General features: G+C 37.1%; 17 protein-coding genes and 1 tRNA gene. 7 read left to right on the top strand and 11 right to left on the bottom strand.

Translation table 11 applies throughout. From position 1 onward, the window contains the following. The first annotated feature begins 101 nt into the window (after positions 1-101). Entirely contained in the window at positions 102-809 is a 708-nt protein-coding gene (locus FR7_RS13630; RefSeq protein WP_007935267.1) for an N-acetylmuramoyl-L-alanine amidase family protein, read from the top strand. 45 nt (positions 810-854) lie between these two features. Here FR7_RS13630 and FR7_RS13635 read toward each other — a convergent pair whose 3' ends face one another. Both FR7_RS13635 and FR7_RS13640 read right to left on the bottom strand, forming a co-directional pair. Continuing rightward, entirely contained in the window at positions 855-3,974 is a 3,120-nt protein-coding gene (locus tag FR7_RS13635) for an efflux RND transporter permease subunit (protein ID WP_007935269.1), read from the bottom strand. Between the two features lie 24 nt (positions 3,975-3,998). Then, complete coding sequence (locus FR7_RS13640) at positions 3,999-5,237, bottom strand: efflux RND transporter periplasmic adaptor subunit (RefSeq protein WP_007935271.1); 1,239 nt, start codon at positions 5,235-5,237, stop codon at positions 3,999-4,001. 428 nt (positions 5,238-5,665) lie between these two features. Here FR7_RS13640 and FR7_RS13645 point away from each other — a divergent pair, with 428 nt between their 5' ends. Then, on the top strand, positions 5,666-5,860 hold the full coding sequence (locus FR7_RS13645) for a hypothetical protein (RefSeq protein WP_007935273.1): 195 nt from the start codon (positions 5,666-5,668) through the stop codon (positions 5,858-5,860). Between the two features lie 37 nt (positions 5,861-5,897). Here FR7_RS13645 and FR7_RS13650 read toward each other — a convergent pair whose 3' ends face one another. The 3 genes from FR7_RS13650 to FR7_RS13660 all read right to left on the bottom strand — a co-directional run bounded on the left by FR7_RS13650 (position 5,898) and on the right by FR7_RS13660 (position 8,779). After that, the gene (locus FR7_RS13650) at positions 5,898-7,538 is read right to left on the bottom strand and encodes an AMP-binding protein (protein WP_007935283.1); all 1,641 of its coding nucleotides are present in this window, start codon (positions 7,536-7,538) and stop codon (positions 5,898-5,900) included. 172 nt (positions 7,539-7,710) lie between these two features. Then, positions 7,711-8,424, bottom strand: a complete 714-nt coding sequence (locus FR7_RS13655) for an MBL fold metallo-hydrolase (RefSeq protein WP_237714859.1) — start codon at positions 8,422-8,424, stop codon at positions 7,711-7,713. A 79-nt stretch (positions 8,425-8,503) separates the two neighbouring features. Beyond that, entirely contained in the window at positions 8,504-8,779 is a 276-nt protein-coding gene (locus tag FR7_RS13660) for a metal-sensing transcriptional repressor (protein WP_007935287.1), read from the bottom strand. A gap of 157 nt (positions 8,780-8,936) precedes the next feature. Here FR7_RS13660 and FR7_RS13665 point away from each other — a divergent pair, with 157 nt between their 5' ends. Further along, positions 8,937-9,374, top strand: a complete 438-nt coding sequence (locus tag FR7_RS13665) for a hypothetical protein (protein ID WP_007935289.1) — start codon at positions 8,937-8,939, stop codon at positions 9,372-9,374. Positions 9,375-9,393: 19 nt separating this feature from the next. Here the strand turns inward: FR7_RS13665 and FR7_RS13670 are convergent, their stop codons facing one another. Then, a complete protein-coding gene (locus tag FR7_RS13670; protein ID WP_007935291.1) occupies positions 9,394-10,152 on the bottom strand; it encodes an MFS transporter in 759 nt (252 codons plus the stop codon). Then, complete coding sequence (locus FR7_RS23675; protein WP_017531284.1) at positions 10,115-10,378, bottom strand: hypothetical protein; 264 nt, start codon at positions 10,376-10,378, stop codon at positions 10,115-10,117. Before FR7_RS23675 ends, FR7_RS13670 begins: the two co-directional genes overlap by 38 nt. A gap of 421 nt (positions 10,379-10,799) precedes the next feature. Here FR7_RS23675 and FR7_RS13680 point away from each other — a divergent pair, with 421 nt between their 5' ends. Then, positions 10,800-12,377 carry an oleate hydratase gene (locus FR7_RS13680; RefSeq protein WP_007935294.1) on the top strand — a complete coding sequence of 526 codons (1,578 nt, stop codon included), beginning with the start codon at positions 10,800-10,802 and terminating at the stop codon, positions 12,375-12,377. A gap of 395 nt (positions 12,378-12,772) precedes the next feature. Here FR7_RS13680 and FR7_RS24480 read toward each other — a convergent pair whose 3' ends face one another. Both FR7_RS24480 and FR7_RS13685 read right to left on the bottom strand, forming a co-directional pair. Next, entirely contained in the window at positions 12,773-12,907 is a 135-nt protein-coding gene (locus FR7_RS24480; protein WP_017531285.1) for a hypothetical protein, read from the bottom strand. 50 nt (positions 12,908-12,957) lie between these two features. Further along, complete coding sequence (locus FR7_RS13685) at positions 12,958-14,133, bottom strand: MFS transporter (RefSeq protein ID WP_007935299.1); 1,176 nt, start codon at positions 14,131-14,133, stop codon at positions 12,958-12,960. 255 nt (positions 14,134-14,388) lie between these two features. On the opposite strand from FR7_RS13685, the gene FR7_RS13690 reads away from it, so the two are divergent. The 3 genes from FR7_RS13690 (at position 14,389) to FR7_RS23895 (ending at position 16,308) form a co-directional block, all read left to right on the top strand. After that, positions 14,389-15,561 (top strand): aldo/keto reductase, encoded by a 1,173-nt coding sequence (locus FR7_RS13690; RefSeq protein WP_007935301.1) that lies wholly within the window; start codon positions 14,389-14,391, stop codon positions 15,559-15,561. A gap of 188 nt (positions 15,562-15,749) precedes the next feature. After that, positions 15,750-15,947 carry a hypothetical protein gene (locus FR7_RS13695; RefSeq protein WP_007935303.1) on the top strand — a complete coding sequence of 66 codons (198 nt, stop codon included), beginning with the start codon at positions 15,750-15,752 and terminating at the stop codon, positions 15,945-15,947. Positions 15,948-16,149: 202 nt separating this feature from the next. Further along, a complete protein-coding gene (locus FR7_RS23895) occupies positions 16,150-16,308 on the top strand; it encodes a hypothetical protein (protein WP_007935304.1) in 159 nt (52 codons plus the stop codon). A 662-nt stretch (positions 16,309-16,970) separates the two neighbouring features. On the opposite strand, the gene FR7_RS13700 is transcribed toward FR7_RS23895, so the two are convergent. Beyond that, positions 16,971-18,128, bottom strand: a complete 1,158-nt coding sequence (locus FR7_RS13700) for a pentapeptide repeat-containing protein (RefSeq protein WP_237769526.1) — start codon at positions 18,126-18,128, stop codon at positions 16,971-16,973. 456 nt (positions 18,129-18,584) lie between these two features. Next, positions 18,585-18,661 (bottom strand) — tRNA-Val (locus tag FR7_RS13705). Between the last annotated feature and the right edge of the window lie 118 nt (positions 18,662-18,779).

The raw sequence follows: 18,779 nt of genomic DNA on the forward strand, positions 1-18,779 counted from the left end.
TTGCATCTTATCAATGGGAAATATTACGTTAACCGCAGGGAACGAATATAGAGTATAATTTACTTAACTGACTAAAATCTATAATGAGTAAGGATGAATAAATGAAAAGACAGCTACGATTGCCTCTTACGTTTATAGCTCTGCTGGTACTTGGCATGATCTTAACCTCTATGACAGCTAGTGCTGCTGCGTATGGTTTCCAGAGTCAGAAGATCGATGCAATTCGGGAATATCAAAACAAAAAACCCCTCAAGAATAAAGTGATCGTTGTTGATCCTGGACATGGAGGCAGTGATGCTGGTGCTATCGGTCCTAACAATGTTGCCGAAAAAAATGTTACTCTGGCAATTGCTCGCGATTTACGTGAATTACTTTCTGCCGGAGGAGCAACTGTCATTATGACTCGGACATCTGATCGGGATGTTGCCATAGACGGATCTTCAGACATTGACGAACTGCAAGCTCGCGTCGATATCGCCAACCAGGCAAATGCTGACTTGTTTGTCAGCATTCACACCGATGCATTTGCTGAACACGGAACTGGTACAACAACCTATTTCTGCCCAGGCAGTAACAGTGATCTTGCCCGTTTCGTTCAGGACAATATGGTGAGTCAGTTAAAGTTGTATGATCGAGGCTCTCAGCCAAGCGATTTTTATGTTCTCAAGAATACGAACATGCCAGCCATACTAACAGAAGCTGCTTTTATTTCTAATCCAAAAGAAGAAAAACTGCTTATCAATCGTGATTTTAATAAAAAGGTAGCTATGGGAATTTACAACGGGATTAAACAATATTTTATACAATAAAAAGGAACTTTAATAAGTTCCTTTTTATTGTATCGGAAGGGGAAATTAGTTTTCTGATCTTGAATGTTTGATCCAATTCGAAAGAAGACTCAGCCTCTTCATAAAATTGATAGGATGGTTCTGAAAGAATAGAAAAATAATCGGAATAATAAGCAGCGTAAACACGGTTGAACTTAATAAACCGCCAATTAGAACCCATGCCATACTGACTCTTGTCTCCGAGCCTTCTGTTAATGCTAATGCTGTGGGCAGCATACCAACAACCATGGTAATGGTCGTCATTAAAATTGGTTTTAATCTTGTTTTACCGGCTTCAATGATAGCATCAAAAGCCCCAACGCCTCGCTCCATTAGCGTTATTGTATAATCCAGGAGCAAGGTTCCATTTTTGGCAACCAAACCATCCATGACCAATATACCAATGAGAGAGTATAGATTGATGGTATTATTGGTAATCAGTAAGAATAACAGCGATCCTATCATCCCTAGCGGAAGAGAAAACATACGAATAAATGGAGTTAAAAGCGACTCGTATAGAACAGCTAGCAACATGTAAACTAATATAAGGGATAAGCCTAGTGCTTGAAACATTTGTCCAAAGGTATCACTCATACTATTTGCCTGGCCCGTATAGCGATAGCTAATACCGGTACCTAGATCTTTGGGGGTCAGTTTCTTTGTAATCTCTTGCAATACTTCATTTAAAGGGCGATCGGTTATATTGGCTTGTATTGTTATGGAACGCTGCTTATCTACCCGCTGCAGCATGACTGGCCCTGTACCTTCACGTAGAACAGCAATGTCTCCTAAGGATATTTGATGGTTGCCAGCCATAATCGGCAGTGACCGAATGTCCTGCATTGCAAAACCATCACTTCCTTTAATGCGAACTGTAATATCTGTATCTTGACCATCGTTAAATGGATCATTGGCATACACACCAGCCTGTTGTCCAGCAATTGCAGCATGAAAAACATTGGCAACTTCAGCTACTGAACTATTATAAAAATTTAATCTGTCACGATCAATCGTCATTTGGATTTCAGGCATCCCCTCTGTATAAGAACTACGGATGTCTTTTATTCCCTCTATTTGCGAAAGGATGCTTTGGGTTTGATAAGAAGACGCAACTAAATTATCCATATTAGAGCCCAGTAATTGTATTTGTATGGGAGCCCCGCCCCCTCCTCCTCCGCCTGAAACTCCAGCTACGGAAGATTGTGATTCATTCACTCTTACAATGACGTTGGGGAAATTTTGCTTTGCATAGGCTCGTACTTGATCAGTAATTTGCCAAACTGTCCGGTCACGCTCTTTGCGATCAACCAATTGCACACTAAGAGAACCATTGTTACTGGAAGGTCTGCCCGTACTGGACAGATAATTTGTTACTTCAGGAATGGTTGATAAATATTCTTCTAATTCTTTTACGACAAGATCTGACTGCTGAATGTTTTGGCCGACAGGCAGCTCTACTGAAACACGAAAACTGCCTTCATCTGTGCGGGGCATATATTCTGAACCAATAACCCCTAAGGGAATTAAGGAAATCGTTACAAAGAATAAAATCAGCACACTGGCAATGACTTTTTTACTATTACGTAAGCCCCAGCGTAAAACCGTCTCATATCTAGTAATTGCACCTTGTTCCATTCGATCCATAAAATTCCAGACTACACCGCGAGGCTCGGTCAATCCCCCCTTAAAAAGGCGCGAAGCAAGCATTGGGGTAAGGGTGAAAGATACAAGCATAGAAAATAAAGTGGCAAAAACAATTGTTAAGCCGAATTGGCGAAAAAATTGGCCCGTCATTCCTGTCATAAATGCGATCGGCATAAATACAACAACATCACAGAGTGTAATAGCAATCGCTGCCATACCAATCTCATTACGGCCATCTTCAGCCGCACTGACTGCATCTTTGCCCATTTTTAAGTGACGATGGATGTTTTCGAGTACAACAATAGAATCATCGACTAAAACACCAATGCAAAGAGCCATTCCCATTAACGACATCATATTGAAGGAAAACCCTGCAATATACATGATGAAAAATGTAGATATCATCGATGTAGGAATGGCAATTATTACGGCAATTGTAGATCGCCAGCCACGCAGAAAAAGATAGAGTATAAGCCCCGTAGTAAGTAAGCCTTCTATCAGGCTTCCAAAAGTATTATGTAAAGAATTGGTAACATATTTTGATGCATCTGTAACAACTGTAAATGTATAATCCGGATATTCTGTACGCAGTGTTTCCAATTGCTGTAGAGTAGATGTTACCGTATCGACAAGACTGGCATCACTATTTTTATAAACCGATAATGAAACTGCATCTGAGCCATTTACACGGCTATAACGACTGACTCGCTTATCTTTTTCTTGAATGGTTGCAACATCTTTCAATTGTACAGGAATGCTATCCCCATTGGTTACTTGCAACTTGGTGATTTCATCAGGGGTTTTATATTGAGCAAGCAAACGTACATCAGCTTGTGTCTTATCATTGAACACGCTGCCAGACGGCAGCAGGGTATTTTCACTTTTTATTTTGCTTACAATCTGGTTAATTGCAACATTGTAGAAACGAAGCTTATCTTTATCCAGCTCCACAGAAATTTCTTTATCTCTGCCACCATACAATTCAACTTCAGAAACCCCATCCCCTCGCTGCAAACGTTCTTTAAAAACAGAATCAGCTTTGGTGTAAATTTCAGCTAAAGGCTGATTGGATGTCACTGCAATTTCTAAAATCGTAGTAGCATTTATATCTCGTTTTACAACAACTGGTTCATCAACCCCATCTGGCAAACTTCGTCGTACCAAGTTCACCTGCTTTGTAGCATCAATAGAGGCAATATCTGCGTTTGCTGTGAAATCAAATTCTAATACAATATTAGCATTTTCTGGCCTGGCAGTAGATGTCATATGTTTTAAATGGGCAACGGAAGACAGCGAATCCTCTAGGGGCTTAATAACTTGTTGCTCCATTTCTTCTGTTCCTGCACCATCATAATGAACAGAAACAGTAACATAAGGAGTATTAAGGGCTGGCAGCAGTTCAACGCTAATACTCTGAAGACTATATAAACCAAGTACAACAAAGAATAAAATTATCATCGTAATGCCAATTGGTTTTTGTATGGATAATTTTGTAATATTCAAAATAACACTTCCTATCTGATTCGACTATTCTGCAAGATTATTTGGTGTAATAGCAGTACCTGTTTTGAGTTTTGCTAAATTACTAACAGCAATTGTCTCGCCCTCTTGCATGCCGCTGATAATTTCAATGCTCTTATCATTACGTAAACCTAATTGTACGATGCGTTCTTCCACTTGATTGCTGCTGTTCACAACAAAAATGCGATCTTTACCATTTAAGGACAAAACAGCTTCTTTTGGCACGAATAAGGTCTGTGACCTTAGGATTGTATTAATCTTGGTACGGGCAAACATTCCGCTTCGAATACTGTCTTCAGGCTTGTCAAGGATCATCCGAATGGTGAAGGCTTGCGTTTTACTATCTATGGATGGGCTGATGTAAATAATCTTTCCAGTAAATGACTTACCCAAAGATTCAATCTCAATAGTCGTAGGTAAGCCTAGAACCACTTGCCCGATATCTTGCTCTGATACGGAGCAGTCTATATAGATATTACTATTATCAACAATAGATAAAACGATCTGACCAGCTGATACGATGTTGCCTACTTCTGCCTGCCGGAAACCAATCATCCCGGATCGAGGTGCTCGCAGAGTAAGGTCATCTTTTTGATTCTTTAATGCATCAATAACACTTTGTGCTTTATCTCGACTGGCTCTTTTTGATTCAACTGAAGCTGCACTTCCTGACATGAGCTGTTTTGACCAGGATTCCATAACTGATTTGGATGAAATCAGCTGCTGTTCTGCATTATCAAGTACTTCTTTTGAAATAGCCCCTTGAGAATATAAAAGTTTATATCTTTCATATGTAGTTACACTGTGCTGATAATCCGATTGTGCTTTTTGGTAATTTGCCTCAAAAGCAGCGTTACTTTCAATAGCATCTGCATTCGCCTGGCGAAAACTTGCATTATTCTCCTCTATAGAAATATCAATATCACTGCTGTCTTGACTCAATAATACTTGCCCCGGCGTGACATGCTGTCCTAGCTGAACATTGATCTGAGTAATTTTCCCTGTATATTTTGCAGCAATATCAACTTGGGATTCAGGCACCGTTTGCCCTGTTAAGTCAATTGTCTTAGTCATATCTTTGCGCTGAATCGTCAAAACATCAACTAGCGGTTTCGTATCTTCGGAATGTTGTCCCTTGGCTGTATTTTTCGAATAAAGTCCTTGATAAGCTGAAAACAATAACGAAAAAGCTGTAATTGCAATAATAGCTACTATTTTTTTATTATTTGCTAAACGTTGTGCCACTTGTTTCACTCTCCTGTGAATTCTTTTCTACATTAAAAAATACAGTGATCATAAATGCAATAATTTGTAGTTTTTTTCGCATGAAGCCTCAAGTAATATAATAACAGAGTAATAGTTGCACATACAACTATTACTCTGTTATTATATTTAAGCCTTTGAGACCTCATTTCATTTTAATTGTAAGCATAACATGAAAATGTGACAAAACTATGACAAGTGTTTTGAACAGCTGCCGGGTAAAAACTTTTTAGTTACGCTGCTAAAAGTTTCTCAAACTAGATAAAACTGCAGTTTCAAGATTTTCTTATATTGGTTAGCACATCCGGTTTGTGAAACATAAACTATAGCAATGCTAAGAAGCTTTTCTGCCTATTATTGTTCCTTATACGTATCAGTTATGTGAAAGTCAAAGGAGGTTAATGATTCGTATGAACGATATCATTATTTTGAATGGATCTGACCCTGCTGGTGAAATCATATTAAATAAAAATAAAGTATACCGAGGCATTAATAAAGATTTCGTAGTAGAATATACTATTATTTATTATATATGCTTACAAAATGATTTATTGGGACGTTATATTATCAATACCAAAATTGCAGATGATTTTCTTTTGAAGTGATGTTTAACTAACAAATTGAAAAAAGACAGGGATGCGCTCAGCGTATCCCTAATAGTTCCATAGCCAGTTCACGCAGTTTATATTTTTGGATCTTGCCGCTGGCCGTTATCGGATAGTCTTCTACGAAGGCAATATACTTAGGTATCTTATAACGAGCTATGTTCTCTCGGCAATACTCCTTAAGTTCCTCTTCTGTAATTGAATTTCCTGGTTTTATTTGGATAAATGCCATGACTTCCTCTCCATATTTTTCACTAGGTACTCCTACAACTTGCACATCTTTCACTTTAGGGTGCGTATAAATAAATTCCTCAATTTCACGTGGATAGATATTTTCTCCGCCGCGGATAATCATATCTTTTAATCGTCCTGTAATTTTACAATAACCATTTTCATCCATGACTGCTAGATCTCCGGTGTGCAGCCAACCATCATTATCAATAGCTGCAGCAGTCGCTTCGATCATTTTATAATATCCCTTCATCGTGTTGTAACCTCGACAGCAAAGCTCGCCCTGTGTATTTACAGGTACTTCTTTTCCATTTTCCGGGTCAATTATTTTCACCTCTACATTAGGCAGAGCTCGCCCTACAGTAGTCACCCGCAATTCCAGCGGGTCATCGGTTCTAGTCATGGTAATGCCCGGCGAGGCTTCAGTCTGACCATATGTGATGGTGATTTCTCTAACTCCCATCTGATCTACAACTTTCTTCATTACCTCAATAGGACAAGGTGATCCAGCCATAATACCAGTCCGTAGAGACGAGGTATCATATTTGTTTTTTTCCATTTCTTCTAGCTCCATTATGAACATCGTAGGTACTCCATGAACGGCTGTGCAACGTTCTTTTTCAATTATTTCAAGCACTTTGATGGGATTGAACGCTACGATTGGAACCATTGTGGCACCAGATACTACACAAGCCATTGTTCCCAGTACACATCCAAAACAATGGAAAAAAGGAACAGGAATACATAATCGATCTTTTTCCGTGAAGTCCATACATTCTGCAAGACTGCAGGCATTGCCAATCAAGTTATTATGAGTGAGCATAACTCCTTTTGGAAAGCCTGTCGTCCCCGAAGTATACATCATACTAATCACATCATCCGAGTCTAGAGAATCTTCACGAACTGCCAGTTCCTCATCCGTTACTGTGCTTCCTATTTCAATTAGTTCATTCCAGGTAAACATACCAGGATAGATATTTTCATCAATTACTATAATATTTCTCAAAAACGGCAATTTCTGTGATTTAAGTTCTCCTGGTTTGCAGTTATGAAGCTCAGGGCAAAGTTGATACAGCATACTGATATAGTCTGAGCTCTTCGTCCCTTTAATTAAGATAAGGGTAGTCGTATCCGACTGTTTTAATAAATACTCTAATTCAAATATCTTATAATTCGTATTTACTGTTACTAATACGGCTCCCATTTTGGCACTGCCAAATTGAGTAATCACCCACTGAGGCACATTTGTAGCCCAGATGGCAATATGCTCTCCTTTTTGCACACCTAGTTTCATTAAACCTTTAGCAGCCTGATTGCAATCGTGACGGAAATCGTCGTAATTATGCCGTAAATTAAGATCAGAATACACTAAGGCTTCTGTCTTCGCATTTTCTTTTGCCCTCAAATCAATTAACTGGCCTATGGTAATCTTGCCAAAATTTCTCACTATTATCTCCCTCCAAAGCTAAGAATAAGTTCCTTCCATCTATAAAAAAACCCCATCCTAAATTCAGGATGAAGTTTTTTTCTCTTAGCATCCAAATTATTTAAGTTATATTATTCTATTCCACTTATTGTTTTATGTTAAATACTAATCAATATAAAAGAGCTGCCACTTTTCAAAAATCAGTGGCAGCTCTTTGCGCTTTCTTCAATTGTAATCGATCTCCAGAAAAAATGGGACACCAGGAAGCAACAACGCTTCCCTTTGGGATAAATCCAGAAGGAGGACTCCATCTTTCGCCGCGAGTATGCATCGCTACTAATTGCTCTACATTAACTCTACTGCAGAATTCTTTCACCCCAATTGACCGATACTCTTCTAATCGACTATCCACAGGAAAGAAAGCCACATCCAATTGCAAGCCTTCTAATTTATCCATTTCTTTTTCAAAAAGATTCTGAGCTAACACTTGATTATATTTATGGTCCCATTTCCAATGCCACCAATTTAAGTCACCAGCATGAAACAATCGCCATCCATCCACTTCAACTAAAAAAGAAACTCCCAGATCAGTAGAACCATAAGCTTTAACTTTCAAATCCCCATGAATACTTGTTTCGTAAGGTCGCAGCCAAACAATTTTTTCAGGACGAATACCTACATTACCAATATCATCACTTAGAAAAAACGCGGCTACCTGATCCTGCCATGTACTTATGATCGGATTAAAATGATCATGATGACTATGAGAAGAAAATACATGAAGAAGCTTTCTCTTTTGTAACAGTTTGGCAATGGTATCTGAAGTATCTTGATAATAATCAAAAACCAATGTATGTTGTGCAGTTTGTACAACAAAACCGCTATTTTCCAAATAAATTATATCCATTTGCAATGGCATCCTAATTTCCTCTCGTTTAATCCATAAGCAGCCTAGTTTTGCAACATTACTGCTTCTTTCCGTCCATTTATTTGATGTAACGATCAATTGCCTCCTGCAAATTCTTCAAGAACTTCTCCTGCTCGCCTTCTTGGACGGCATGAATCAGGCAGTGTTCCAGATGATCCTTAAGAATAAGCTTTGCAGTGTTATCAAGAGCTTTGCGCACAGCAGCAATCTGCAGCAATATTTCAGGGCAATCACGTTCTTCAACAGCCATCTGTTTCACGGCTCTAACATGACCTTCTATTCTAGCTAGTCTATTAATAATTTGCTTCTGATGAACATGTTTGTGGTTTTGCATAAAATACCCCTCCATGCTTTTTATTATATCTCTCATAGGGGGAATATCTCAAGAAAAATATAATATATGTTCTAAATCCTCTAATTTCAAAGGAAAAACAAACTTTTTGTAGAAGTTAAAACCTAGTTAATCAAGCCATAAAAGGAGTGCTAAATCTATGAAAAAGTTGATGATGTCAGTGGTATTACTTTGCCTATTCACTTTAGTAACTTCTAGTGTAAATGCTGGACCAGCCCCAAATCTATCAAGTATTCAGATTACGCACGTTGGTGCTGAAAATACGGATTGGATAGAAGTCCGAGACATCCCCAAAACAACCTTATATGGACAAAATTTTTATATGGCGGTTCGTTTTATTGGCTATCCTGATCCTAATCGCATTTTTTTATATCAAAATGGTAGTAAAATTCCAACAACTCTAGTTACCGAACCTTTTGCCAGAGAGGGCATTGGTAATCCTTATACTGGATGGGTATATCAATTTAAAGTCCCCATTTCCTATGGAAGTGGAACTATTGTAGTACAAGCTGACGGTATACGTGGCGGTACGTATTATAGCACTATTTATGGAGTTAAATCTGTATATCAACCTTAAGCTTATCAAAAGTAAAAGCTTAAGACTCTTTTGAAGAAACGACTTTCATGTGTTCTGTCTTTAAGCTTAAGGTCAATAGTAATCCCATAAAATAAATCAATGCACCAAAGCAATACGCAGATGCAAAACCTCCATGATACTCAATCATCCATCCTGCAAGCCCTGGACCTAGCATTTGTCCTACAGCATAAAAGGCAGAGATAAAACCAATTGCCGCTGAAATATACTTTTGAGGAACCTGATGGGATGCCTTCACTTGAATTAAAGCAAGGATTCCCCCTATGGATGATCCCCAAATGACAGCAGATACAATAAAACTCACCACGTTGTGAAACATAAGAGGAATAAGATCTCCGGCGATAGCCCAAAGCAAGGCTGTAATTAAGGTCCTTTGTGATCCTATTTTATCTGAAATTATTCCCCAAACCGGTCCTCCTGCAATGGCAAAAACTCCTGCTACTGCAAAAATGCCTCCCGCAATGTTATCAGGAATGCCAAGTTCTATCATATAAACAGTTTGATACAAAATTGGAATTAAATATCCTACTCCTACAAGAAAATACAGCCAGGCAATTTTAATCAATTCCTTATTGTGCAGCCATTTTGGTTTTTCCTCGCTGCTGTCTTTTTTATTTGTATGATTAGGATTCTTTAAAACCGGAATAGCAAGTATAATCACACCAAGAGAAACTGCCCCAAACAATAGCCATACTGCACGCCACCCCAGTTCAAGAAATTGTTTAACTATACTCGGAACCAAAATGCCATTTAAAAACATGCCAATTCCTGCCCCGCTCAATAAAATACTCTTTCGGATTTACACCAAATTTTTTCCTGCTTTTAACTAAAAAACTCTCACCTGCTAACATTCCTAATTGCGTTTTCATTCCTTGGAATGTCCATTGAAAGCCTTCTTCAAAGCAAAAAAACAAGTCAATATGAGGTGTCCGGGATATCCCCTGCACTTCCATTCTCTGCGAGAAATTCATATCCGCTGTTTTCAAAATTATATATTCTCCCAAATCCTTCACATACAGGACAATTTTCGTCCATTACATTTATCATTTCATATGGCTTCATCTGCATGTCAAACATTATCATCTCACCCTTTCAGAAATGTACTGCTAAACTTCCTATGAGCTATAACTAATTCAGGAGCCTTTAATCCTTATCTTAATTTCATGTAATTATTAATACTATGATAAGTAATTGATATTAATTATCATATAGATAGTAACAATCTTTACACTGAAAGTCAATAAGATAACGCAATGGATTTATACTTTGGCATTTGTATAGTTTGTATTCTCTTATTATAAGGTTTCCAGCTTTTTCACATATTTTTATTAAGAATGTACAAACTTTATAATAGCTGTTATTACTGTGTTTCCCAAAATTAGGTTAATAGAAAATGGAGGCTTATCAATGGCAAATCATGATACAAAAGCTTATCTTGTTGGGGCTGGTGTCGGTTCTCTGGCGGCCGCTGTTTATTTGATTCGAGATGGTTATTTCCCAGGAAAAAATATCCATATTTTCGAAGAAATGAACATTACAGGCGGAAGTTGCGATGGAACTGGTTCAGCAGGAAAGGGATATGTCCTGCGCGGAGGCAGAATGTTAAACGACGAAGCTTATGAATGCACTTGGGAACTTTTAAAGTTTATTCCTTCTATTACTGACCCTCAAATCTCTGTGAGAGATGAAATCATTGCTTTTGATAAAAAAGTACAAACCCATGCTAAAGCTAGGTTAGTCGATGAAAATGGCAAAATAATAGATGTCAGTTCTATGGGTTTTAGCAACAAAGACAGAATGGATTTAATGAAACTTACCATTAGTCCGGAAGATGCTCTTAAAACCTACACGATTGAACAATGTTTTTCACCTTCCTTCTTTAAAACCAATTTTTGGTACATGTGGGCTACTACTTTTGCTTTTCAGCCTTGGCACAGTGCTATCGAATTTAAGCGTTACCTCAATCGGTTCATGCACGAATTTCCTCGTATTCATACGTTAGCAGGCGTAACTCGAACCCCCTACAATCAGTATGATTCTATTATATTGCCCATTATAAAATGGCTTGGAGGACAAGATGTCCATTTTGAAATGAATTGCAAGGTAACAGATCTTGATTTTAAGCCGTCACAAGAGGAAAAAACAATTGAGCGTATCCACTACTTAGATGCAGGAAAGCAAAAAGAAATAACGGTTCATAATACTGACTTGGTTTTTGTTACAAATGGCTCTATGACAGAAGGCTATAGTCTCGGATCTATGACCTCAGCCCCTCGCCTTGGATCCAAAGGTGCATCTTTTACATTGTGGGAAAACATTGTAAGAAAACAGCCTGATTTGGGTTCTCCATCTGTCTTTTCAGATCATATTGATAAATCCTTGTGGGAATCCTTTACGGTCACTTGTAAAGATCCTATATTCTTTGATTTAATGGAAAAGTTCTCAGGTAATTCATACGGTACAGGCGCTCTAGTAACTTTTAAAGATTCCAATTGGTTTATGTCTATTGTCTTAGCCTATCAGCCGCATTTTATCAATCAGCCTGAGAATATTAAAGTCTTTTGGGGCTATTCTTTATTTCCTAACAACATTGGTAACTATATACCAAAAAAGATGTCTGAATGTACAGGTGAGGAAATATTAATTGAATTATGTTCTCATCTTAGATTCCACAAGCATATTCCCTTAATTCTTAAAACCTCTAACTGCATTCCCTGCATGATGCCATTTATAACCAGCCAGTTTATGCCACGGGTTAGAACAGACCGACCGGAAGTTATACCGAAAGGCTCAACCAATCTCGCTTTCCTAGGTCAATTCGCTGAAATGCCTGACGACGTTGTTTTTACTGTAGAATATTCTATTCGCTCAGCACAAATGGCCGTCTATTCTCTTCTCAAATTAAATAAGGAAGTTATACCTATCAACCAACATCAATATGATGTGAGAATATTATTCGACACTTTTATCACTTCCTTTCGATAAAAAAATGACTATGTAAGCAGATAATCTGCAATTACATAGTCATTTTAATTGTGTCTAACTATTTTAGCATCCTTAAACTTAAAAAGCGGAAACTGATCGTGAGCGTTGTTCATTTATTCTCCTAGTTCTTTAATATTTCAACTTTATTTATTTTATTATTAAGAATTACATCCTTATATTCGATTTTATCTTGGTACCTCCTGTATTCACTTAGCATACAATAGAGTAAGTCACAAGGCTAAGCATGAAAAAGGAGGAATACTTATGGGCTTCGGTGGTTTTGGTGGTAACGGACGCGGTGGTGGTAGCTTCATTATTATTATAGTGATCATTTTGCTATTCTTTTGTTGTTCCAATGATGATTGTTCCTCTAGTTGTTAATCAATTAAAAAAACTCATTCAACAAACTTCATCCCTCTTGCAACCACGTTACTATAAGCGTGGTTTTTTTTTGCTAAAAAACGTTCAACGAAACCCCATACTACAATCAATATTAATGATTTTTCTCCATGAAATTCAAAATCAATCAAAAAAATGGCACCTGCTGTATGCAGGTGCGGATAATTCTTAATGCAAATTATTAACGATTTTCTTGTCGATATCCTCTCACATGATTTACATAAAATATAGCAAGAGGAATGATAACGATGAAACAACTTCCCAAATACATCATCGGCAAACCAACTGAACTTGACAACATCCCTAGAAAAATGGCTCCACACCCCACACCCAAATCAAAAGCAGTCATTATTGTGCCATTTGCAACGCCACGCTGTAAAGCCCCTACTTTATTAATTGCCATTGTCAAGGCTGTTGGCTGGATTATACCAAAACCTACGCCAAATAAGACTGCAGACATCATAAATAAAACAATTCCATTTGCAAAGAATAGCGATAAAAAGGATGCTGCTAATGCAGCAAATCCGATTGACATAATCTTTACAGGACCTTGCTGATCAAGAATTTTCCCTGCATAGGGTCTGCTAAGAAAAAGAGCAGCAGCAAAGGCCAAAAAGTAGCTCCCTGGGTTTGCAATACCGATTTCTTTTCCGAAAAGCACAATGAAGGAAAGCACCCCGCTATATAACCCAGCTACAAAAAACATTATACTGGCAAAGGAAAAGACCTTGGGTTCAAATAAAATAATACTTTTCGTATTTGCCGATTTATTTACAGCCTGATGCTCAATCCCCCAAGCACATAAAAATCCAACTGCAGCAAAACAAAAACTGATAATAAATAATATAGAAAATCCAAATCGTTGCAATATTTCTAACCCCAGCAAAGGACCCACGGCCATAGCAACGGTATTAGACAATCCATAATAACCGATTCCTTCCCCACGCCTAACTGCCGGAACAAGATCCGTTGCTGTTGTTCCAGAGGCGGTGGTAGCAAATCCCCAGAATATCCCATGAATCCCTCTCAATATAAACAATAACACTAAACTTGTCACCCAATTGTATGCGAACATAGCCAAAGTCAAAAGAAGTAATGATAAGCGTAATATGGCTTTTCTCCCTAAGGTATCTAGTAAATGCCCAGCTAAAGGACGCGACAACACTGCTGCTAGAGCAAAAACGCCAAAAATATAGCCTACTATTTTAGTATCACCAGCAAGAACATCAGTGATAAATAAAGGCAGCGTCGGTAATAAACAGTAAAAACTCGTAAAGATAAACAAGTTGGACAAACAAAGTAAAAGAAAACTTTTCGTCCAAAGCTGAGGCGCTGCTGCTTCCTGTTTTATTATCATCCACTCCCCTCTTCCTATGGAAGATGCATGTATTCACAATATTTACTAAGAAGAATTTAATTCGCGGCTAATGGCTTATTCTCCTGCATTTTAACGATCTTTGCCTTTTCCTATGAATCATACCCAATCATTTTCGAAAAAATGGAAATAGAATACATTTAATTAGCGTTTCAAGGCAGGATTCATCTAGATTTTAACGAAATGGAAAATAAAAGTATCTGAGGGGATATTTTAAAGAAAATTTAAGGAGTGATTGTGTTGTTATATAGAAAGTATGGAAAGACAAATGAAATGGTTTCTGTTCTGGGATTTGGCTGTATGAGGCTTCCTATAATCGGCGGTGATCCTACTAACATTGATGAAGGACAATCAATAGCAATGATTCGCCATGCAATCGATGAAGGTGTAAATTATATAGATACCGCATATCCATATCATGGCAAAGGTATGGCTTATGGTGGAGCTAGCGAACCTTTTGTAGCAAAAGCATTGAAAGATGGCTATAGAGAACGTGTAAAATTAGCTACGAAACTTCCTAGCTGGCTAATCAAAACACGGGCTGATATGGATAAATACTTAAATGAACAATTAAAACGTCTTGAGACAGATACCATTGATTTTTATTTAGTCCACTCACTTAGTGCTTCTACATGGCCCATCCTAAAAGAAGCAGGAATTAGTGAGTTCTTGGATCAGGCAATTCAAGATGGCAGAATCAAACATGCAGGATTTTCATTTCATGAAAGAGTTGGCTTGTTCAAAGAAATCGTTGATTATTATGATTGGTCATTCTGCCAGATTCAATATAATTATTTAGATGAAAATTATCAGGCTGGCAAAGAAGGATTGGAGTACGCAGCCAAAAAGGGATTGGGCATTGCTATTATGGAACCACTGAGAGGTGGAAAAATTGCTGAAAATCTTCCCAATGATGCTCTTTCCCTTTTTAATCAGGCAGATCAAAAAAGGACGCCTGTTGAATGGGCACTGCGCTGGGTATGGAATCATCCTGAAGTATCAATTGCTTTAAGCGGCATGTCAGCTATGGAGCATGTTACAGAAAACCTTAAAATAGCTCAAGACGCTCATGCAAATTCATTAACCGAAAAGGAAATCAACATCATCAATCAAGTAAAGTCTATTTTTAAAGAACGAATAAAAGTTAATTGTACCGCTTGTGCCTATTGTATGCCTTGTCCTGCTGGCGTGAACATTCCGGGGTGTTTTACAATCCTCAATGATAATTTTATCTTTGGTGATAGTCCCGCAGTTAGAGAACGGCATAAATTTCTATATAATTTTCGCCTTGGATCACCAGCACATGCATCTAACTGTATAGAATGCGGTAAGTGTGAAAGCCATTGTCCTCAAAACATATCCATCCGCAAGGAATTACACACCGTTAAAGAATTATTTGAATCCGCTTAACCTTACTTAAGAATTAAATTACTACTAGAACAAGCAACTACGATAGCATTGGTCTGCTATTTTAGTTGCTTTTCTTTCTTCATATCATATCGATTTTAATACAAATATATTCATTTATAAAATTCATGATTGTAAGGATTTTAGGGTATCTTAAGATATTATAAAGAATCTTTAATGGAGGTCTTGCTATGACTAAAAATTTATCTAAGAACCAAATTCATGAACTAACTATGCTCGTTTTAAACCAACTGGATTTTCAAGAAGCAAATGAAACATCATCAGCTACGAATATAGCCGATGATGTTGTTCAAAAATATGCTGAAGTTTATGAAACTATTCAAAAAAAGAATACGCCACCGAAAGTCACAGTTTCTAATAATAAGTAAGCAAAAAAATAAATTGCTTCTCAACAGCCCCTCTGATTTCATCTGAGGGGGCTTCTGTTTTTACCCATAATAATATAGATAAATATATTATTTCATCTAGAAAGAAACTTTATATATATTCTAAATGAATTTCAAACAAAAGAATACGATATAAATTGTGTCCCCCATGTTATCAGCAATATCTAAGAAAGGAGTTTTTGAAATGTCAATATCAGCCGTAAATGCAAGCATGAATAATCAATATTTAACGAACTTTCAAAAAGCGAATAAAACCGCTATACCTAAGGAAATTCCAAAGTTTACAACAATAACGCCTCCAAACAAAACCTTTGATTTCAAAGGCTTAACGCTCAAGGAATAACAGCATTCCCCAATACTCTATTTATGAATATCGTTAATATATACTTCCATTAAAAAGGAAAGTGTATATTAGCGATATTTCTCTAGTAACTCTGCTGAAATTCTCCTCAAACTGGAAAACTATTCATTTGAATTCTATTTTTCCTTATATTTTATCATAAGCGATATCACTAATAGACAAATAAACATCCCCACAATCAGACCAATTCCAAAGTCGGCCAGATGAGTAATCATTTATTTAATCACCTCATTGCATTTTCCGTTATGCATGGCTTCCAAGATTCAACAACAATAATTTTTAGTCAAGGCAGAACGCTTCATTCTTTATGTGGATGCTTTGAGCCATAACTCGGTTATCTTTGCCAGATATATTCTAATTATAAAGAAAATGTATTACAGTTTTGTTACAATATTTTCACATCCATTATCTTTTATCCAATTGATCTTATTTTAATACATCAAAATCGCTCCTACACCTAAAACATGATTGCATAAAAAAAGGATTCTAGCATATCGCTAGAATCCTTGTATTTCCTCAAACCTCTCCGATGTTAAGTATTTATGTTGGCAAATCATTTTTAACTAGTTTTATATCCTTTTCCCTTTCTAGTCATTGGCGAAGACTAAGGAACAAGTTAAGGTATAGCTTATAACAGTCAAATCCTATTTACTATTACCTCGCATATTCTCTTTCTCCGCTTTTTTAACTACATTCTTGGCGTAAACCCTAGCGCGATTACCTACCTCCGAGGCTTTAGGTGAATATAGAGCAATCACTGCCTCTATTGACTGACTAGAATAACCTTGCTCTAACATCGTCTGCGCTATTTCACAATCAACTTTGGCGTTCACTTCACTTCCCACATTTCTTGCGATAAAAAGGTTTAGACGATATTGATATTCTTGCATTGCCAGACTCTCTTTATCTTGCTGCGATACTACTGCTGCATTGCCTTGCTCCTTAACAGAGGTTTGCCAAGGAGAGAGATCCAATCCTTTTACATCCGCTGCATTAACATCATAGAGCTTAGATTTATCACTAAATTTCGCCTCAGAAAAATCAGCATTAATTAAACTTACGTTTCTAAATTCATTAAGACTGCTTAAAGTAACCGCTCTAAAGTCAACGCCGTCTAAATTGCAGTCAGCAAAACGCCCATACGCAATTTCAGATTGTTTAAAATCCATATTCTCTAAAGTACTCTTTTCAAAAGTAACATTCGTAATTTTTGCTTTAGCTAACACAGATTCTTGCATTTCACAATCCTTAAATGCCACTGAGTACAAATCCGTATTTTCCAAAGAGGCATTCATAAATTTACAACCTTTCATTTGGCTCTCAATAATAGAAGCTTCATTAAAATTGGCGTGCCTAAAGTTAACATTTTCTCCATAAAACCAACTAATTTTTGATCCACTCAAATCAGCATCACTTAAGTTGACATCTTTAAATACATTTAAATCACTAAATTCAACATTCGCACTCTTAAAACTTGCATTTGCAAGGTTGCTCTCTTTAATACCTACGCCTTCGATTCTAACATGGGACAAATTCACTTTTTGCATTGCGCAGCCAGTAAAATCCACGGTAGATAAATCTGCCCTTTCAAAATTGCCACCAATCAAAAGACCATTTTTAAACTCACCTTGCTTAATTATTGTATCACTAAAATTAGCACCACTTAAATTACACTCTTCAAAATTAACACTTTCAAATTTCCTGCCAGATAAGTCAAGTCCACTTAGATCACAATATTTAAAATTAATTTGCAATCCATCCTGTTGTTCCTCAATGATTTGGTTAAAATCCTCTTGGGTCATTTTTTTAAAAATTCCCTCTCGTCCCATCTAACCTAAAACCTCCTTGCCTTCGTATCTCCATCATTCTACTTATTTATTAGACGAGCTTATAATCTTAGTGCAACACTATGTAAAACAATAAACCATTTCTCTCTTACCATAGTTGAGAGTAAGGGAGTAGGAGTTATACAAAAAGAAGGTAGTTACCTCCGCCTAGCTTAAGAATTCACTTACTCGAAAAAGCTAGTTTCCCTGTTTATATTCGCTATTGCACGATAATATCCTTGCAGTAGTGCCAGTCTTTTATTATATGAAATCACTCTCTCAATTCATTAGAACCCTTCAAATGAGGCAGAAGCTAACTTGGTTGCTAATGTAAAAGCAAATTAGCAACATTTCACTGTACTTAAGCTATCTTTAAGTAAAACAAAAAACACTACAGGACTCACGAAGCCTTGTAGTGTCTATATTCTTAAATGGTGGGGTTAGGCGGACTCGAACCGCAGACCTCTTCGATGTCAACGAAGCGCTCTAACCAACTGAGCTATAACCCCTTTATATTGCATATGTGCTGTATCAAAATACTATTCAGTAGAGCACTCTTTATATTATAGAGTATTCAAACTTGCTTTGCAAGTAGTTTTTATGTAGTTCTATTATGATCACAGCATT

Origin of the sequence: Pelosinus fermentans DSM 17108 (genome assembly GCF_000271485.2) — a bacterium.
GTDB classification, from domain to species: domain Bacteria; phylum Bacillota; class Negativicutes; order DSM-13327; family DSM-13327; genus Pelosinus; species Pelosinus fermentans.

What these genes read in the sequence shown, in the direction of transcription:
- FR7_RS13630 (WP_007935267.1), top strand. Translation starts at nt 102, where the DNA reads ATGAAAAGACAGCTACGATTGCCTCTTACGTTTATAGCTCTGCTGGTA.
- FR7_RS13645 (WP_007935273.1), top strand. Translation starts at nt 5,666, where the DNA reads ATGAACGATATCATTATTTTGAATGGATCTGACCCTGCTGGTGAAATC.
- FR7_RS13655 (WP_237714859.1), bottom strand. Translation starts at nt 8,424, where the DNA reads ATGGATATAATTTATTTGGAAAATAGCGGTTTTGTTGTACAAACTGCA.
- FR7_RS13660 (WP_007935287.1), bottom strand. Translation starts at nt 8,779, where the DNA reads ATGCAAAACCACAAACATGTTCATCAGAAGCAAATTATTAATAGACTA.
- FR7_RS13665 (WP_007935289.1), top strand. Translation starts at nt 8,937, where the DNA reads ATGAAAAAGTTGATGATGTCAGTGGTATTACTTTGCCTATTCACTTTA.
- FR7_RS13670 (WP_007935291.1), bottom strand. Translation starts at nt 10,152, where the DNA reads ATGTTTTTAAATGGCATTTTGGTTCCGAGTATAGTTAAACAATTTCTT.
- FR7_RS13680 (WP_007935294.1), top strand. Translation starts at nt 10,800, where the DNA reads ATGGCAAATCATGATACAAAAGCTTATCTTGTTGGGGCTGGTGTCGGT.
- FR7_RS13685 (WP_007935299.1), bottom strand. Translation starts at nt 14,133, where the DNA reads ATGATAATAAAACAGGAAGCAGCAGCGCCTCAGCTTTGGACGAAAAGT.
- FR7_RS13695 (WP_007935303.1), top strand. Translation starts at nt 15,750, where the DNA reads ATGACTAAAAATTTATCTAAGAACCAAATTCATGAACTAACTATGCTC.
- FR7_RS23895 (WP_007935304.1), top strand. Translation starts at nt 16,150, where the DNA reads ATGTCAATATCAGCCGTAAATGCAAGCATGAATAATCAATATTTAACG.
- FR7_RS13700 (WP_237769526.1), bottom strand. Translation starts at nt 18,128, where the DNA reads ATGACCCAAGAGGATTTTAACCAAATCATTGAGGAACAACAGGATGGA.